Below are 13,025 nucleotides of genomic sequence, written 5' to 3' on the forward strand. Positions count from 1 at the left end.
CGGCATGCCCTCGGGGTCGCACCATCGATACGCAAAGGTCTGGACTCCGCAAGGGACCTCCCAGACGTTCGGATCGCCGGCCACAGGCCCCAGGACGGGCAGTCCGTCAAACAAACCCGGCGCGTTGGGGTCGCCGCCGTGCCGATCGAGGAAGGCTCGGGTAAAGTCCGGCTGAGCCGGGCAGGCCTGGTCGGCCAGCAGGTACATCGGCCGGCCGAGGACTGCCGCCGCAAACACCAGCAGACAGATCGTAAAATCGCGGAATCGTGGACGCATCGTCATAGTCACTCCGGTCAATAAGGTCAATACGGTCAATCGGGTCACACCCGGCTGAGCGATTCGATCTCCCGGCACAGCCGCTCGAACTCGCCCGGCGGGTCACAACGGGCCGGCGACGACGCAGGACCCGCCGCCGCCGGCCCCACAGACGAAAGATCATCGTCATCGAGCAGGTCCGTCACCTTGTAATGGTGGCACCGCACGCTCGGATCGCACAGGATCCGATAGCCGCACGCGTGCACGCGATCGGAGAAGAACACGTCCCCGGACCGCTTGACGTACTCCAAGTCCTCGACAGGCTGATCCACGTATTCTCGAAAGAACCAGGGATAGCCCAGATGATCCAAGACGCCGCGTTCGACCAGGACGGTGGTACCGCCGACGTGCCGGACCGGGAAAGGCCTTGCAGGCAACGGCACATCCCTGGGCCACCAGTCGCCGGGGGCGTCGGCGCGGATGTTCCAGAATCTCGCTCCGCGCCGCCGGATCGGAGTCACACCGCAGGCCACCGGGGCCCGGAGGGCCAGCAGCCGCTCCACCGCGTCGGGCGGCGGCACGGTGTCGGAGTCCAGGAAGAAGAAGTGCCGCACGTAGGGCTCCCGGGCCAGGGCCTCGGCGATCGCCGCGTTGCGGTTGGCGTCGCAGCTATCCCCACAAGGGTTGGCCACATCGACGTTCGAGTACCGGCGACACAGGGCCGCCAGCCAGAGCGTCACGCGCCCGTCCACCAGGGGATGACGGGGCGCCGGGAGCACGACGAGCAGCTTGTCCATCTTATTCCTTCGCGTACAGATAGTGGATGTCCACCGTGTCGGTGGTGGCCAGGGCATGGGCCGAGTTGATGCCCATCGTGGCGTAGATGTCGGTATCGTTCGTCAGGGGCTTATTGATCTGTTCGCGGGCCGGATAGAGGACCTGCGTTTTGGTCGTCGCCAGCGCCGTCGTGGTGCCCAGCGCATCCGTGTCGCCGGCGTAGCCGATCTTCAGGATGCCGGTATCGCTGCCGTTGTATCGGAGAATGCCGAACAGCGGGATCGCCCCTTTGGGCATCTTGCCCAGATAGATGATGTCGCCGCTGACGACACGGGCCCCGGTATACTCTTCGGTCATCGACCGCACAACGCCCCCGGACTGCTCGGCCTTGAGCAGGTTGCTGGGCGTCAGGGACGCCAGAATGGTCGCGTTGGTGCCGTATTTTGTAGCCATATTCGTTATTCGTTCCTTTCTTTACGGTCCTGAGGGGACCGGACTATTGATCGGTTGTCACTTCATCAGGGCGCGGCCTTGAGCAGGATCTCGACGACGGCCGGGCCTTCATTTCTTTACGGTCCTGAGGGGACCGGACTATTGATCGGTTGTCACTTCATCAGGGCGCGGCCTTGAGCAGGATCTCGACGACGGCCGGGCCTTCATTGCGTTCGGCGCCGACCTCGAGGGTGCACAGCACCTGATCGGCGTCCTTCTCCGGGATGCGTTCGATGACGGTCCGCACATCGCCGCCGATCCCGAAGGTCACTGCGCCTTCGGCGAAGGCGTAACTGCGGATGCAGTTGGTGTCGATGGAGTGCATTCGCAGGCCGGTGCCCGTGGCGCGGTACTCGATCGGGATGACGAAGAAGCCCAGGATCTGCTCGATCCGGCCGGTCTTGATGTCACGTACCACCTTCATTTCATCGCCGCTGAGCGTCTTGTCCTCCAGCAGGTTGTTGATGTTGTAGTTGTTGGTCACGAGGTACCGACGTCGGTCGGGATCGATCTCCGCGGCATCCAGCAGGTTCTTGGCCGTCACGAGCTTGGAGTACGTCAACGCGGTCTCGGTCGTGTTCGAGGCGTTCGATCCGGCGGCGACCACCGTCCCGTCGCCATTGATGATCCGGCACTCGCCGACGTCGTAGTTGTTGATGAGCGTGGTCCCGGCCTCTCCGCCGTGGGCGACGCCGCCCAGGGCCTCGATGATCCACATGTCCTTGGCGCGATTGGCCGCGGCCACACAGTTCTGGACGTACTTGCCGTGCGGATCGATGATCATCTTCTCGGTGTCGGCCCGGTCGATCAGGTGGCGGCAGGCCATGTCATGAATGGTGCCCTTGCGCCGGGAGTGCTCGAACTCCGATAACGGGATGTCTGCGTGCCGGGCGGTCCGCTCTCGCATTTCCGCCGTGCCGAGGCGCTCGGCATAAAACGATTTGCCCACCACCTGGGCCACCTGGCAGGCCTGCTGCAGGCGGGAGGTCTTTTGCTGGCTGAGCATGATGACCGACGCCGAGAATTGCTCGGTCATCGCTTGGGTGACAGTGTAGGACATCGGAGAACTCTCCAATCAAACATAGGTTAGGAAATTCTCGGCCTCAAGGGCCGACACTGGAGAGCTCCCCGATCGTCGGCGTGACATGTGACCGGCGTCACACCTCAGAAACGGACCCTACCGTTTGCGTTTTGCCGCGCCCGGCTGCGGACCCCGGAATGTCCGAGGCTGCCCGCATTTGCGGTTCCCCATTCGGCCGGACCGGTAAGGCTCCCCGGCCGCGGGACACTCTATCGATCGTCACTTCTTTCGTGCTGCGGCCATCTGGTTCCGCAGGCGCAGCAACTCATCGAGCACGCGATCGTGCGCCGGACCGCGTTCGGTCAGGTACGCCGGCGACCGCATCAACTCGTCGATCTTGCTCTGAAGGCCTCCCGAATCGACTTGGCCGGTCTTCTGTTGCGACAGACGGTCCGGAGCGACCGCCTGACCGACTTTAGCCATCAGCTTCAGGAACGCAGGGTGCTCCAGCATGCCCGCGTCGGCCAAGGCCGCCAGGTCCTTTTCGTCGGCGAAGGCCGCCGCTGCCGTGTTGGCCAGTTGCACCTGGGCCTCGTACGCCGGGCCCAACTCCGTTTTCAAAGCCGCTTTCGCCGCATCCAGGGCGGCCTGCTGCTCCTGCTGCTGCTGCCGTTGGGTGGCGACATTCCAGGCCGCGACCCGCTCGGCGAAGCCGGTGAACTGGTCGGGAGTCCAGCCCAGTTCTGCGGCCCAGGCGCGGAGCTGCTTGTCCGTCGCCTCATCGACCGTCAGGCCCTCAGGGATCTTGGGGGCCGGGTACTTGTCCGGCGAGTCCGGAACGCCAATTGCCTTGCGAAACGCGGCCAGGCCCTCCTTGTCGTCGGGCCCTTTGGGCAGGATCACGCCCTTGCGGCCGATCATCGCCTCGGCATCAGCCAGCATCTTCAGGGCCTTCTGTACGGGCTGGCCCGCCAGGCCGGCGATCGTCTTATTATTCCTGAGCTCGGCGTCCAGGCCGTCGATACTGATCGTCATGGGACCCGGCGAAGCCGGCGCCGGCGCCGGCAGGGGACCCGGCCCAGCAGGAATTACCGGAATGTTCGGGTTCTCAGTCATACTCTTTCGTCATCGTCTGTGGTTTCGTCTGTGTCCGTTCGCGTTACAGGCCGCCGGCCGCACGGAGCCGGTCGGCCGCTTCGATCTGCTCGATCGTCACCTCGACGCTCTTGCCGTTGCCGTCCGGAAAGGCGAACTGCACGGCCTGCTTGTTGGGGTTCAGATAGTCGCGAGGCATGCGGGCCAGAGGCGCCAGGGCCTCCAGGCACTCGGCCACCGTCGGCGGCCGGGGCGGGTTGCCCACGCAATCGTTGACGCATCGGCGGGCCCGCTCGATCTCGTCCGCCGTCACCTGGCTGCGCTGGCCCAGCCGCTGCAAGGTGTATACAGGCCCGTACCCGGGCGCATTGGGCTGGATCGCCGCCAGGATAGCCAGCAGGCCCTTGGCTTTAACGATCGTGTTCCGCTCCTGCATCTGTCGCGAAGCCACCTCCGCGGCCTCCTGCGCCAGCTGGCGCGACACCTCACGGTCCCGCTGGGTCACTACCGTCGTGGGTTCATTGATCTTGGCCATGATTGATATGCTCCGGTAACAAGGTTCGATTCGTCTGCGACTCGGCCAGGCGGACGCTGAGGATCTGCAGGATCCGCAACTGTCCGAGGTTATGGGCCGTCACATACTGATTGTCCGGGCAGAAGTCGCCCGGAATCTGCGATTCCAGGTCCGTCAAAATCGTCTGGGCTATCTGCCCGCACGCCGCGAACTCCCGATACGCACGCAGGGTCTCGTCGGAGGCCTGCGTCAAGCCCAAGGCGGTCATGCCGCACCCCGCACCACGGCCTCGGCCGGCGAGCCGGGCTCGGGCTTCTGGGTTATGCGGGCCATCTGCTCGGCCTGATACTGGGCCAACGCCTGCTGCATCTGCTGGGCCTGATACTGCATGCGGGCCTCCCGCAGGGCCCGGACTTCGTCGCGAGGCTTGAGCCATCGGGGCGGCAGGGCCATCTTCTCGGCGATCCCGCGACTGATCTCGTCGAAACTGAAGTTGTCCCAGACGGTCGGATCGATCTCGGCGAAGGGCGACAGGAACACCATCGCGTCCTGCATCGCCGTCATCTCCGCGTACTCCATGGCCAAAGCCAACGTCGAGGTGTACCGGATGTTCGCCAGGTTCAGCAGCTCCAGCGGAATCCCGCCCAGCAGCTGCGGGACCTCGCTCATGATCGACAGGTTGATCCGGATCAAGGCGTCGAAGAATTCGACCTTCATCCGCCCGAACTGCGGACCGAGCAGTCGCATCTGGTCATGCAGAATCGCGCGGACCTCCGTGGCGGTCTTGGCGTGCGTCTGGTCCATCAGGACCATGAACAGATCGTTGAACATCGCCGCCCGGATGATTCGCCGCTTGCTCTCGGCGTATTCCAGCCCAAAATCGACGCGGGCGCCGGTACTGAAGGGCTCCGGCTTGACCCCAGGGGCGACGAAGTTCACTCGGTAGTTGAGGATCGAGCCCGGCCGGAAGAGAATGACCGGCTTGCCGTTGGCGTCGCGGCTGTTGCTGATCAGGCCGGCGCCGTCGGGATTGAGGATCGGAGGCCGCACGACCTGCTCGGCGCCATCGATAATCGCCTGCTCGATCTGGTTCACCATTTTGATGTCCGGCAGACAGGTCATGGCCGGCGATCGCCCATGCTTCTCGCCGGCGGCCTTCACCCACCGGCAGACAAGGTACCGCAACTGCGGCCATCCGCTCTCGCGGAGCACTTTGGCGTCCATCACCGCGACCCAGACCGAGGCCACGGGCATATTCCTGGCGTCCAGCCGGCCGCCCGGGTAGTCGCTCCGCGGCACCGCCGCGTGCAGGACCTCGAAGATCTTGTCCCGGTTCCGACCGTCATTGGCGCTGTAGGCGTCCCAGATCGTCTTGCCGACGGCCGCCTCGCCCTCCCCGAACTCCTGTACGATCTGGCGGGCGGACCAGCCGAACCGCCGGTAGACCGCGTCCACCCGCCCGCGGCTGTTCTCCTCGAACGTCACCTGCTCGAACGGATACGCTGTGTACTCGAACAGCGAATCCAAACCGCGGTTGACCTCCACCGAGGTCACTCCGGCCGTCATCAGATCGAGAAACCCCTCGTAAGCCGCCTCCGCGTAGTTGCTGCGGCTCACGTGGTCCCGCATGGTCTCCGAGACGCCCAGCATGTCTCGGCCGAACTCGCCCGCCAGGCGGCCGTGTTCGATCGGAGGCGTCAGCATGAACCACGCCCGGTCCGACGGGCACATCGCCCCATACAGCCCGCTGGCCCCACGCTCGACCGACATTTCCGCCGTCGAGTCGGTCAGGTACTTGTGGAGGTTCTGGCCATCGGTCCGCTGGACCGTCACTGTGGCCCGCCGCGGCAGGCAGTACTCCATCACCTCCTGTACCAGGCTCTTGACCGTCGATCGGGCGGCGTCCAGCGTATTCCAGCGGGCCACCAGCTGTTTCGGATCGATCATGCGTCAGATCCCCACCAGAGAGGGCAGTTGCAGTTTGACCGGGCGGTCGGTCTGTCCGCCCGTGAGACTCGAGCGTCTGCTGCGTGACCGAGAGGCCAGGGCCCTGCGGATCCGCTCGTCGCTGGCCAGGACCTCCGTATCGGTCGGTCCGATGGGTTTGGGGGCCTTCGCCGGCGCCGTACTGGTCGCCCAATACTTGGCGAATCCAGCCCAGCCCAGGTCCTTAATCAGCGGACTGGCCCGCTTCCATTTCTGAAAGATGTTCTCAGCCATCTGGTTCACCATTTTGATGTCCGGCAGACAGGTCATGGCCGGCGATGCCCCAAGCCTAGACCCGCGGCGCAGATTCGAGGGGCCCAATGTGCCAAAATGCGGTTTTCTCGCGTAAAACCGCGTGTGCCTGTATATATTTAAGGATACTCTTTTGAATTGGCAGGCAGCAGGATTCCGGAGGCCAGGACGATCGTCGTGACCAGCTCAGCGCGATTGCGGACCCGCAGCCGCTGGTGCAGCCGCTGGTTGTACGTGTGCACCGTGCCCTTTTGGATTCCCAGCGCCGAGCCGATCTCCGCCAGAGACAGGCCCTTGAGAAGCAGTAGCGCCACCTGCAGCTCGCGGATCGTGATGCCCAGGTCCTCCGCCATCCGCCGCCAGCGGGCCGGATCGGCGAACCGCTCGTAGCTGATCCTCATCGTGGGCTCCAGATCCGGCAGCCGGCCGATCACCGGCCCCAGTTGTTCCCGTCGGTCACGTCGAGTCATCGCTTGCGAGTCCTTTCGCCTGTCGCTGCTGTTCGCACTGCGGGCAGTGGGTCTTTCCGATCGGGGCCCGCGAGGCCTTCATCCGCTTGACGTGCCCGCACGCCAGCGTCAGCGTCACACAAGACCCCAGCCGCTCGCAGTCGCAGCGGGCCTCCGTCCGCACGTGCACAATCTGTCGTGGCGTCATCAGATACCCTTTCCCTTCTTGTCTTCTGTTCTCTGTGCTCTCTGTGTCCTCTGTGGTGAATCATCTTCGCGTCTGCTCCGGCAGCCGCTCGGCCGCGTCCCGGCGGGACAACTCCAGGCCCAGCGCCGCAAACGCCAGGGCCGCCACGGCCGGATAGTCTTCGAGTCTCAAATCCGCCGGGTCTTCGTTGGCCGGCACCACCAGCATTTCGCCCGCCAGGGCCGACGCCGGCGACACCCGCAGCCGATCGCCCGGCGAGCCGGGTCCGCTGTAGATCCGCTGCAAGAGCGGCATCACGTACGCCATCGGGCCCCGCAGCTCGCACAGGCCCGAATGCTCCACGCGAAGGCCCCGCCCCGCGTACTCATTACAAATCGTCATCGCCGCGGCGTTCCTGGCGTCGGCCAGGACCCGCTCCGGATGAAAAAAGTCCCGCAGCTCCGCCAAGAGCGAAATCAGCCGGTCCAGACGCGGCGAGTCCGCCACATCGAGCACGTCCAGACAGGGGCGTCCGGCGATATGCTCGGTCGCATGCTCGCCGACCACCACCACCCAGCCCGGTCTCACGCCCGGCCACATCGCCCCGGCGAAGATCCGCGAGTACCGCACATCCTGGTCCACCGGGAAATGATCGATAGGGGTCTGTCTCATGTCGCGTCCGATCCAAAGTATCTCGCCCCCTCCGTGCTGTACAACAAGTACCGCAGGGCATCGGGGCAATGGTCATCCTGTTTTTCGGGCTCATCGCGCGGGTCCCGCGTCTGGGTCCCCTGGCGCCATCGGTATGCGATCATCTCGCGGATCGTGTTGGGGCATCGCGGCGAGATCGTCAGTTGAGGCCGGCCGTCGGCCTGGACCTTGAGCTTGGCCTGGACCAGCTCGATCCCCAGGCGAATATCCTTTTTCGCCGGCAGCGTCTCGATCCCCAACTGCCGCAGCTCGTAGATGTCCTGGGCGTCGTGGTCGGCCCAGCGTGCGACGATCCGGGTCCGGCCGGTCATCGCCCGGATTTTCGCGGCATGCCAGGCCAGAGACTCCCTCGCCTGGTAGTGCTCTGCGTAGACGTGCCATCGGCGGTCCGCCCCGTACCGGGCGGCACAGAGGCAGACGAACGGATTGTTGAAGCCCAGGTCGATTCCCTGATAGTGCTGGGCGTCCGCCGGCAACTCGATTTCCTGAACGTGGACCTCCCGGCGGAACGTCTTATACACCGCCCCCAGGAACGCCGCGAAGTAGCCCCTGATACGCGTCGCCTGGACCTCTTCGGGCCAGGCCGCGATCCGGGCGTCGATCTCGGCATCGTCGATGTACCCGCCGCGGCTCTTACGGTTGTCGTTGAGGTCCGCATGGAAGACCGCGTCCTGCGGGCCGGGATCTCGCTCGCGCTTCTCCATCCAGTCCTGGGCGATCAGAGGAGTCGCGGACCAGGCCATATATCCGTTTCGGTCCGCCAGACGCATTACGAGTTCGTCCATGATCGAGGCCGAATCGTGCTCGCACTGCTCGTCGCAGTAGATCGCATCGACCGCGCGGCCCTGGAACGCGACGCGGCCCTGCTCGAAGGCTTTCAGTTCGATCCTCGCCCCGTTATCGATCAGGAGTTCTTTCGGGATGTCGGCGCCCTTGTTGTGCCAGACGATTCCCTTGAGCCGCCGCATCGGAAGATAGGCCTTGATCTTCTCCTGCCACAGGATCTTGCCCACCATCTCCCAGGTCGGCGCGATTGCCCAGAGCACCGCCCCCGCCGGCGTCCTTCGCCACGGATGCACGCCCAGGGCGAAAGCACACAGGTCATACCCGATGTTCGACTCGCTCTTACCGGACCGGTTTCCCCCGAAGAACCATCGGTACTTCGCCTGCGAGGAGTGGAACTTCCTGGCCTCGGGCAGCGCCCGATACGCCAGAATCTTCCTACCGATCATCGCAATCTGCCGGTCCGTCAGCATCGCAAACCCGTCACTCATGGTGAATCTTCATCGCCTGCCGGATCTCTTCGCACTCTTCGGCCGTCAGCACGTCCGGGCTCTCCATCACCACATGCGCCACCGGCCGGCCTTCATCGCGGTCCCACATCCGCATCGTCGCCTGCAGCGCCACGCCGACCAGGCCCTTCTTCAGCAGTTGCAGGGCCTGCTTGGCCGCGATCCGCCGGGCCAGAGATTCGCTCTTGTCCCCCTGGACCCGCCTTGCCTCATCCTCCCCGGCCTCCAGGAACTTGCAGATATGCCGCCACAAATTCGCTCGCGCCGGCGGTGTTCCCGCCGGATTGCCCGAAACCCCGGGGGCAAACTGATGCTCCACAGGCGGTTTGCCGTAGCCGACATCGCCCCGTTTCGGGCCTTTTCCCAGTTCCGCAGGGATTTGATTCGCAACCCGTGACCTGTGGCCCGTGGCTCGCGGGCGCTTGACCGCCCTGGCGACCTTCGCCGCCGGCCGCTTGCCGCTTGCTTTGCGTTTCGCTGTCATGATTTCTCCTTCGCCAGGCTCCGCACGATCCCCGGCACGATCTTATCCATCGCCACGGCGCCGAGGTTCCGGACCCCGGCCTTGCCGCGTTTCTTGGCTACATCCCGTTCGGCCCGCTCACAGAATGCCTCAAATTGGCCCGGATTGAGGCTGTGGCTGAATTTCTTGACCCAGGCCGATGCCCAGGCCCCCAAGACGCTCCGATCGCTCCTAGAGGCCGTGGTAGCGTCCGCCGGGGCCTCGCGGCCCAGGACCGCCCGGAACATCCGCCGGGCGAAATCCATCGCCAGAGGATCGCTCCAGTGCAGGTAGTCGCCCAGTCTGCCGGCGTCGTCGGCCAGAGCTGACGGGGAGCGACGGTTGCGGACGGCTCCGCGGTTGTCGCTCCCCTGGTCAGAATCAGGCAGGTTGGCAGGCTCTGTGGGGCTGTCCCTGTGCCCTGTGCCCTGTGCCTGTCCCTGTGGGTGTCCCTGTCCCTGTCGGCTGTCGCTGTCGTCTGTCCCTGTCGCTGGCTCGCGCTGACAATCTCTAGAACCTGACAAGAGCGCGCGCGCATGCTTGCCTGTGGGCTGTCGCCTGTCCCCTGTCCCTGTCACTGTCCCTGTCTTCTCTCTGCTGTCTCTGTCTGAAACCTGGACCCCATACTCACCCCTAGAATCCCCCCCTATAGTCCCCCCCTTTTTCCCCTCTCTTTCCCCTAAACCGTCGCGGATCTGGCGTTGTCCGTCGCCCGGTTTCCGCCCGCCGGGCTTCCACGATTCCATCGCCAGCTTCTCCGCGTGCGTCAGGTACACCAGGGCCCCAACCTCCAGCATCACCGAGAGCGTGGCGTTGAGCGTCTCGGGATCGATTCCCCACTGGAAACACAGCCGCGTCGGTTCGCCCCACTCCACGCCCCAGTAGTTCGCCTTGGCCATCATCCGCCAGACGTTGATCACGCCCATCTGCACCGCCGGCGTCGCCCCGGCGAACCAGGGCTTTCGCCAGAGCGAGTCGTACAGGGGCAGCCAGGCCGGCTCCCGGCGCAAATGCTGCCACACACCCCAGGGCCCCCGCGCATTGACCACGGCCAGCCAGGGTGAGGCCAGGCAGAACCGCTGCGCAGGCTTGGCCGGCCACGGGAACCGGTGCAGCGACCAACTGATCACCGACGCCGGCGAGGGCGATCCCTCGCCAGGCGCCCCGGCCGCAGCGGCCGCAGGTGCCATCCGTGTTTTGCTCATCTGATTCTGCACTCCACACGATACTCGGACCGCCTGCGGAGCGGGTCACCCCACCGACTCGCTCTCGCGGGGATCCGCGACCTAACCCGCGGTCAAGGGGGCACGTTCCCCCCCTGACCGAGGCTCTGACTGTTCTGAGGTTTTGGGGTGGCGAAGCGACGGCGTCCACTGCTCGCACGTCGTCGCTGCGCCCGTTTGTATCATGTAATGCGCCACGGCGTCATGACAGTGACACACCGGCGCCACCCGGCCAAATCCGACGAGGATCGCCTTCCACCATCGGCATCGTTCGCAGGTCTGATACATCATTTCGCTGGTGTCCTCGGATCGATCCTCAAACTCGATCGCCGCCTCCAACGCCGCAGTTTTGTCCGCCGGCGGGGCCGGCGTGTACAAGATCGGGCTGTGGTTCCATTGAGCCCCCAGACTCCGGCAGTTGCCGTGGCGGTCGATCAACCCATCAACGCTCGTTTGCCGCACCCGCACCGGCATCCTCCCGCATTCGCCGCCGAAGCCGCGCCGCCAAGCTGTGCAACGCCGCGCCCGTCGCGTCCAACTGATCTGCGGTCAGCCAGAACGACCCATGCCCGCGCACCTGGGCCAGGGCCTGCGAGTAGTCGTCGATCTCCATTTCCAGATAGTTGTCCCGTGAGTTGCCCTGCACTCTCACCAGTCGGTCTGTGATATCGATCCCGCTCATTCCATTCTCCACGATTGCACGATCATCTCCGCCTCAACGAGTGCCTGGTACCGCCCGCGGGACAGGATGACCGCCGGCCAGGGCGCAGCCGCCGGCTGGTTAGGATCGAGAAAGATAACCCGCTCGCTGTCCGGCACCACGATGACGGCTGAGTTCCTTGGCCACCTGCAGCCACTGGTCGTACAGAGCCATAGCATCGCCAGTGCCGCGGGCCACAGCCATCTCATGGGCCTTCTTGGCCCGGTCCCATTGCTCGTTGAGTTCCGCATACCGTTTCTCCCACCGGGCCCGCGCCGTGAGCCGGTCCGTATAGAGCAACACCACCAGGCCCGCCAGGGCCGCCACCGCCGTCGCCACCGCCGCAATCGTGTTGATCATGGCGTCGGCCCCGGCTGGACCGCCTTGCCGGGCACCTTGGCCGCGTCGTAGCCGCCCGAGGTCGCCAGGCCCATGATGATCCCGCTCATCACGCGGGCCTGGATCGTGTCCCCCATGCCCAGTACAATCGCAGCTCCGATCGCCAGGGCCAGCGACAGCAGCGGGAACCACGGCTGGAGCTTGGCCAGCGGCTCGATGCCCTTGAGAAACTGCATCGCCACCGCCAGCAGCGGAATCGTCGCCAACATCTGGGGGGTAAGTGTCACGGTCATTTCACTGGTGTCCATCGGATTTCCTTTCCATACATTGCTGCACAATGTCCTTAAGTGTCATGGGATCGTCTCCTCTGTGTCTCTGGGGTGAACCAATTCCCACTCTTCCGGGATCGGCGTCGAGTTCGTCGCTCGCCCATCGCCCCAAATGTCCAGGTCCAGGCCGCTGCAATCCAGCCCTCTGCGTTCATCCGCGTTCATCTGCGGTTCCTCCCTCCGCGTCCTCTGTGTCCCCTGCGGTTATCGTCTTTTTCCGCCCGATATGGAAATGCCATTCGTCTCCATACCCACTCGCACCCCTCCCCCGGACATGACAGGTCACGCAGTACACAGGCGCATTCCCCGCCCGGGTGAAACAACCCGTCAAATCCGTTCACCGTAAGCCACTGTCGCACAATTTCCTTTAGTGTCATGCGACGATCCTTATCCTTTGATCGTCTCGGCCTCGTACAGGATGATCCGCTCTGCGAACCCGAATTCCTGTCGCCGGAGCAATTGCACCGCCTCTTCTCGTCCTGGCGCCACGATCAGCCGATAGCGGGCGATCTGGTCGTACACCCCGTCGGAGTAGACCGATCGATATACCATCCGCCAGACCGAGGGGGCGATCAGCTCCAGTCCCTGGGGCGTGTCCCCCCGCTGGAGCGCAAAGCGGACTGCCTCGGCCCAGTCCGGTCGTTCCTCGACGGGAGGCAGCCCCCGCGCCGGCGGGCGCATTACCCCGTCCTCCGGCGGTGGGCACTCAATTCCTCGAGCATCCTCTGGCATTCGCGTTGCCGGTCCCCGTCGATGTCCGATTCGGTTTCCTCGGTCTCCGCCGGCCCCAGGACCACCGCCAGGACCGCGCAGACCCCCAGCATCACGCCGCCGAGGATCCCGGCCAGTCCCAGCAGCATTGCCGCCAATTTCCACCAATCCCACATACCTTGTCCCTTCC

22 protein-coding genes are annotated in these 13,025 nt (G+C 64.8%); all 22 read right to left on the reverse strand.

Translation table 11 applies throughout. The features are described 5' to 3' along the window. Positions 1 to 282, reverse strand: a 282-nt coding sequence (locus PLL20_19315) for a hypothetical protein (GenBank protein ID HPD32148.1), incomplete at its 3' end; no start/stop codon positions are given. Between the two features lie 38 nt (positions 283 to 320). Beyond that, entirely contained in the window at positions 321 to 1,052 is a 732-nt protein-coding gene (locus PLL20_19320) for a hypothetical protein (protein HPD32149.1), read from the reverse strand. Position 1,053: 1 nt separating this feature from the next. Next, a complete protein-coding gene (locus PLL20_19325) occupies positions 1,054 to 1,485 on the reverse strand; it encodes a hypothetical protein (protein ID HPD32150.1) in 432 nt (143 codons plus the stop codon). Between the two features lie 160 nt (positions 1,486 to 1,645). Continuing rightward, entirely contained in the window at positions 1,646 to 2,584 is a 939-nt protein-coding gene (locus tag PLL20_19330; protein HPD32151.1) for a phage capsid protein, read from the reverse strand. Positions 2,585 to 2,824: 240 nt separating this feature from the next. Then, positions 2,825 to 3,580, reverse strand: coding sequence for a hypothetical protein (locus PLL20_19335; protein ID HPD32152.1), 756 nt, complete (start codon positions 3,578 to 3,580; stop codon positions 2,825 to 2,827). A gap of 124 nt (positions 3,581 to 3,704) precedes the next feature. Next, positions 3,705 to 4,175, reverse strand: a complete 471-nt coding sequence (locus PLL20_19340) for a hypothetical protein (GenBank protein ID HPD32153.1) — start codon at positions 4,173 to 4,175, stop codon at positions 3,705 to 3,707. Further along, positions 4,159 to 4,422 carry a hypothetical protein gene (locus tag PLL20_19345; GenBank protein ID HPD32154.1) on the reverse strand — a complete coding sequence of 88 codons (264 nt, stop codon included), beginning with the start codon at positions 4,420 to 4,422 and terminating at the stop codon, positions 4,159 to 4,161. The genes PLL20_19340 and PLL20_19345 overlap by 17 nt, the downstream gene beginning before the upstream one ends. Next, complete coding sequence (locus PLL20_19350; protein HPD32155.1) at positions 4,419 to 6,101, reverse strand: portal protein; 1,683 nt, start codon at positions 6,099 to 6,101, stop codon at positions 4,419 to 4,421. The genes PLL20_19345 and PLL20_19350 overlap by 4 nt, the downstream gene beginning before the upstream one ends. Before the next feature lie 3 nt (positions 6,102 to 6,104). After that, positions 6,105 to 6,410, reverse strand: a complete 306-nt coding sequence (locus tag PLL20_19355; GenBank protein HPD32156.1) for a hypothetical protein — start codon at positions 6,408 to 6,410, stop codon at positions 6,105 to 6,107. A 101-nt stretch (positions 6,411 to 6,511) separates the two neighbouring features. Beyond that, positions 6,512 to 6,862: a LuxR C-terminal-related transcriptional regulator gene (locus tag PLL20_19360; GenBank protein HPD32157.1), complete on the reverse strand. Its 351-nt coding sequence runs from the start codon at positions 6,860 to 6,862 to the stop codon at positions 6,512 to 6,514. After that, positions 6,849 to 7,049: a hypothetical protein gene (locus tag PLL20_19365; protein HPD32158.1), complete on the reverse strand. Its 201-nt coding sequence runs from the start codon at positions 7,047 to 7,049 to the stop codon at positions 6,849 to 6,851. Before PLL20_19365 ends, PLL20_19360 begins: the two co-directional genes overlap by 14 nt. A 60-nt stretch (positions 7,050 to 7,109) precedes the next feature. After that, positions 7,110 to 7,700, reverse strand: a complete 591-nt coding sequence (locus tag PLL20_19370) for a hypothetical protein (protein ID HPD32159.1) — start codon at positions 7,698 to 7,700, stop codon at positions 7,110 to 7,112. Continuing rightward, positions 7,697 to 9,013 (reverse strand): terminase family protein, encoded by a 1,317-nt coding sequence (locus tag PLL20_19375; protein HPD32160.1) that lies wholly within the window; start codon positions 9,011 to 9,013, stop codon positions 7,697 to 7,699. The genes PLL20_19370 and PLL20_19375 overlap by 4 nt, the downstream gene beginning before the upstream one ends. Further along, entirely contained in the window at positions 9,006 to 9,515 is a 510-nt protein-coding gene (locus tag PLL20_19380) for a hypothetical protein (protein HPD32161.1), read from the reverse strand. Before PLL20_19380 ends, PLL20_19375 begins: the two co-directional genes overlap by 8 nt. After that, positions 9,512 to 10,738, reverse strand: a complete 1,227-nt coding sequence (locus PLL20_19385; GenBank protein ID HPD32162.1) for a hypothetical protein — start codon at positions 10,736 to 10,738, stop codon at positions 9,512 to 9,514. The genes PLL20_19380 and PLL20_19385 overlap by 4 nt, the downstream gene beginning before the upstream one ends. Before the next feature lie 81 nt (positions 10,739 to 10,819). Continuing rightward, entirely contained in the window at positions 10,820 to 11,224 is a 405-nt protein-coding gene (locus PLL20_19390) for a hypothetical protein (protein ID HPD32163.1), read from the reverse strand. Next, positions 11,199 to 11,438 carry a hypothetical protein gene (locus PLL20_19395; GenBank protein ID HPD32164.1) on the reverse strand — a complete coding sequence of 80 codons (240 nt, stop codon included), beginning with the start codon at positions 11,436 to 11,438 and terminating at the stop codon, positions 11,199 to 11,201. The genes PLL20_19390 and PLL20_19395 overlap by 26 nt, the downstream gene beginning before the upstream one ends. Before the next feature lie 99 nt (positions 11,439 to 11,537). After that, positions 11,538 to 11,816 (reverse strand): hypothetical protein, encoded by a 279-nt coding sequence (locus PLL20_19400; GenBank protein ID HPD32165.1) that lies wholly within the window; start codon positions 11,814 to 11,816, stop codon positions 11,538 to 11,540. Then, positions 11,813 to 12,103, reverse strand: coding sequence for a hypothetical protein (locus PLL20_19405; GenBank protein HPD32166.1), 291 nt, complete (start codon positions 12,101 to 12,103; stop codon positions 11,813 to 11,815). The genes PLL20_19400 and PLL20_19405 overlap by 4 nt, the downstream gene beginning before the upstream one ends. Positions 12,104 to 12,145: 42 nt before the next feature. Continuing rightward, entirely contained in the window at positions 12,146 to 12,289 is a 144-nt protein-coding gene (locus PLL20_19410) for a hypothetical protein (GenBank protein HPD32167.1), read from the reverse strand. A 222-nt stretch (positions 12,290 to 12,511) separates the two neighbouring features. After that, the gene (locus tag PLL20_19415) at positions 12,512 to 12,805 is read right to left on the reverse strand and encodes a hypothetical protein (protein ID HPD32168.1); all 294 of its coding nucleotides are present in this window, start codon (positions 12,803 to 12,805) and stop codon (positions 12,512 to 12,514) included. After that, the coding region (locus PLL20_19420) for a hypothetical protein (GenBank protein ID HPD32169.1) at positions 12,805 to 13,025 on the reverse strand (221 nt) is incomplete at its 5' end. The genes PLL20_19415 and PLL20_19420, both read right to left, overlap by 1 nt.

The sequence above is a fragment of the Phycisphaerae bacterium genome, assembly GCA_035384605.1.
Lineage (GTDB): Bacteria > Planctomycetota > Phycisphaerae > UBA1845 > PWPN01 > JAUCQB01.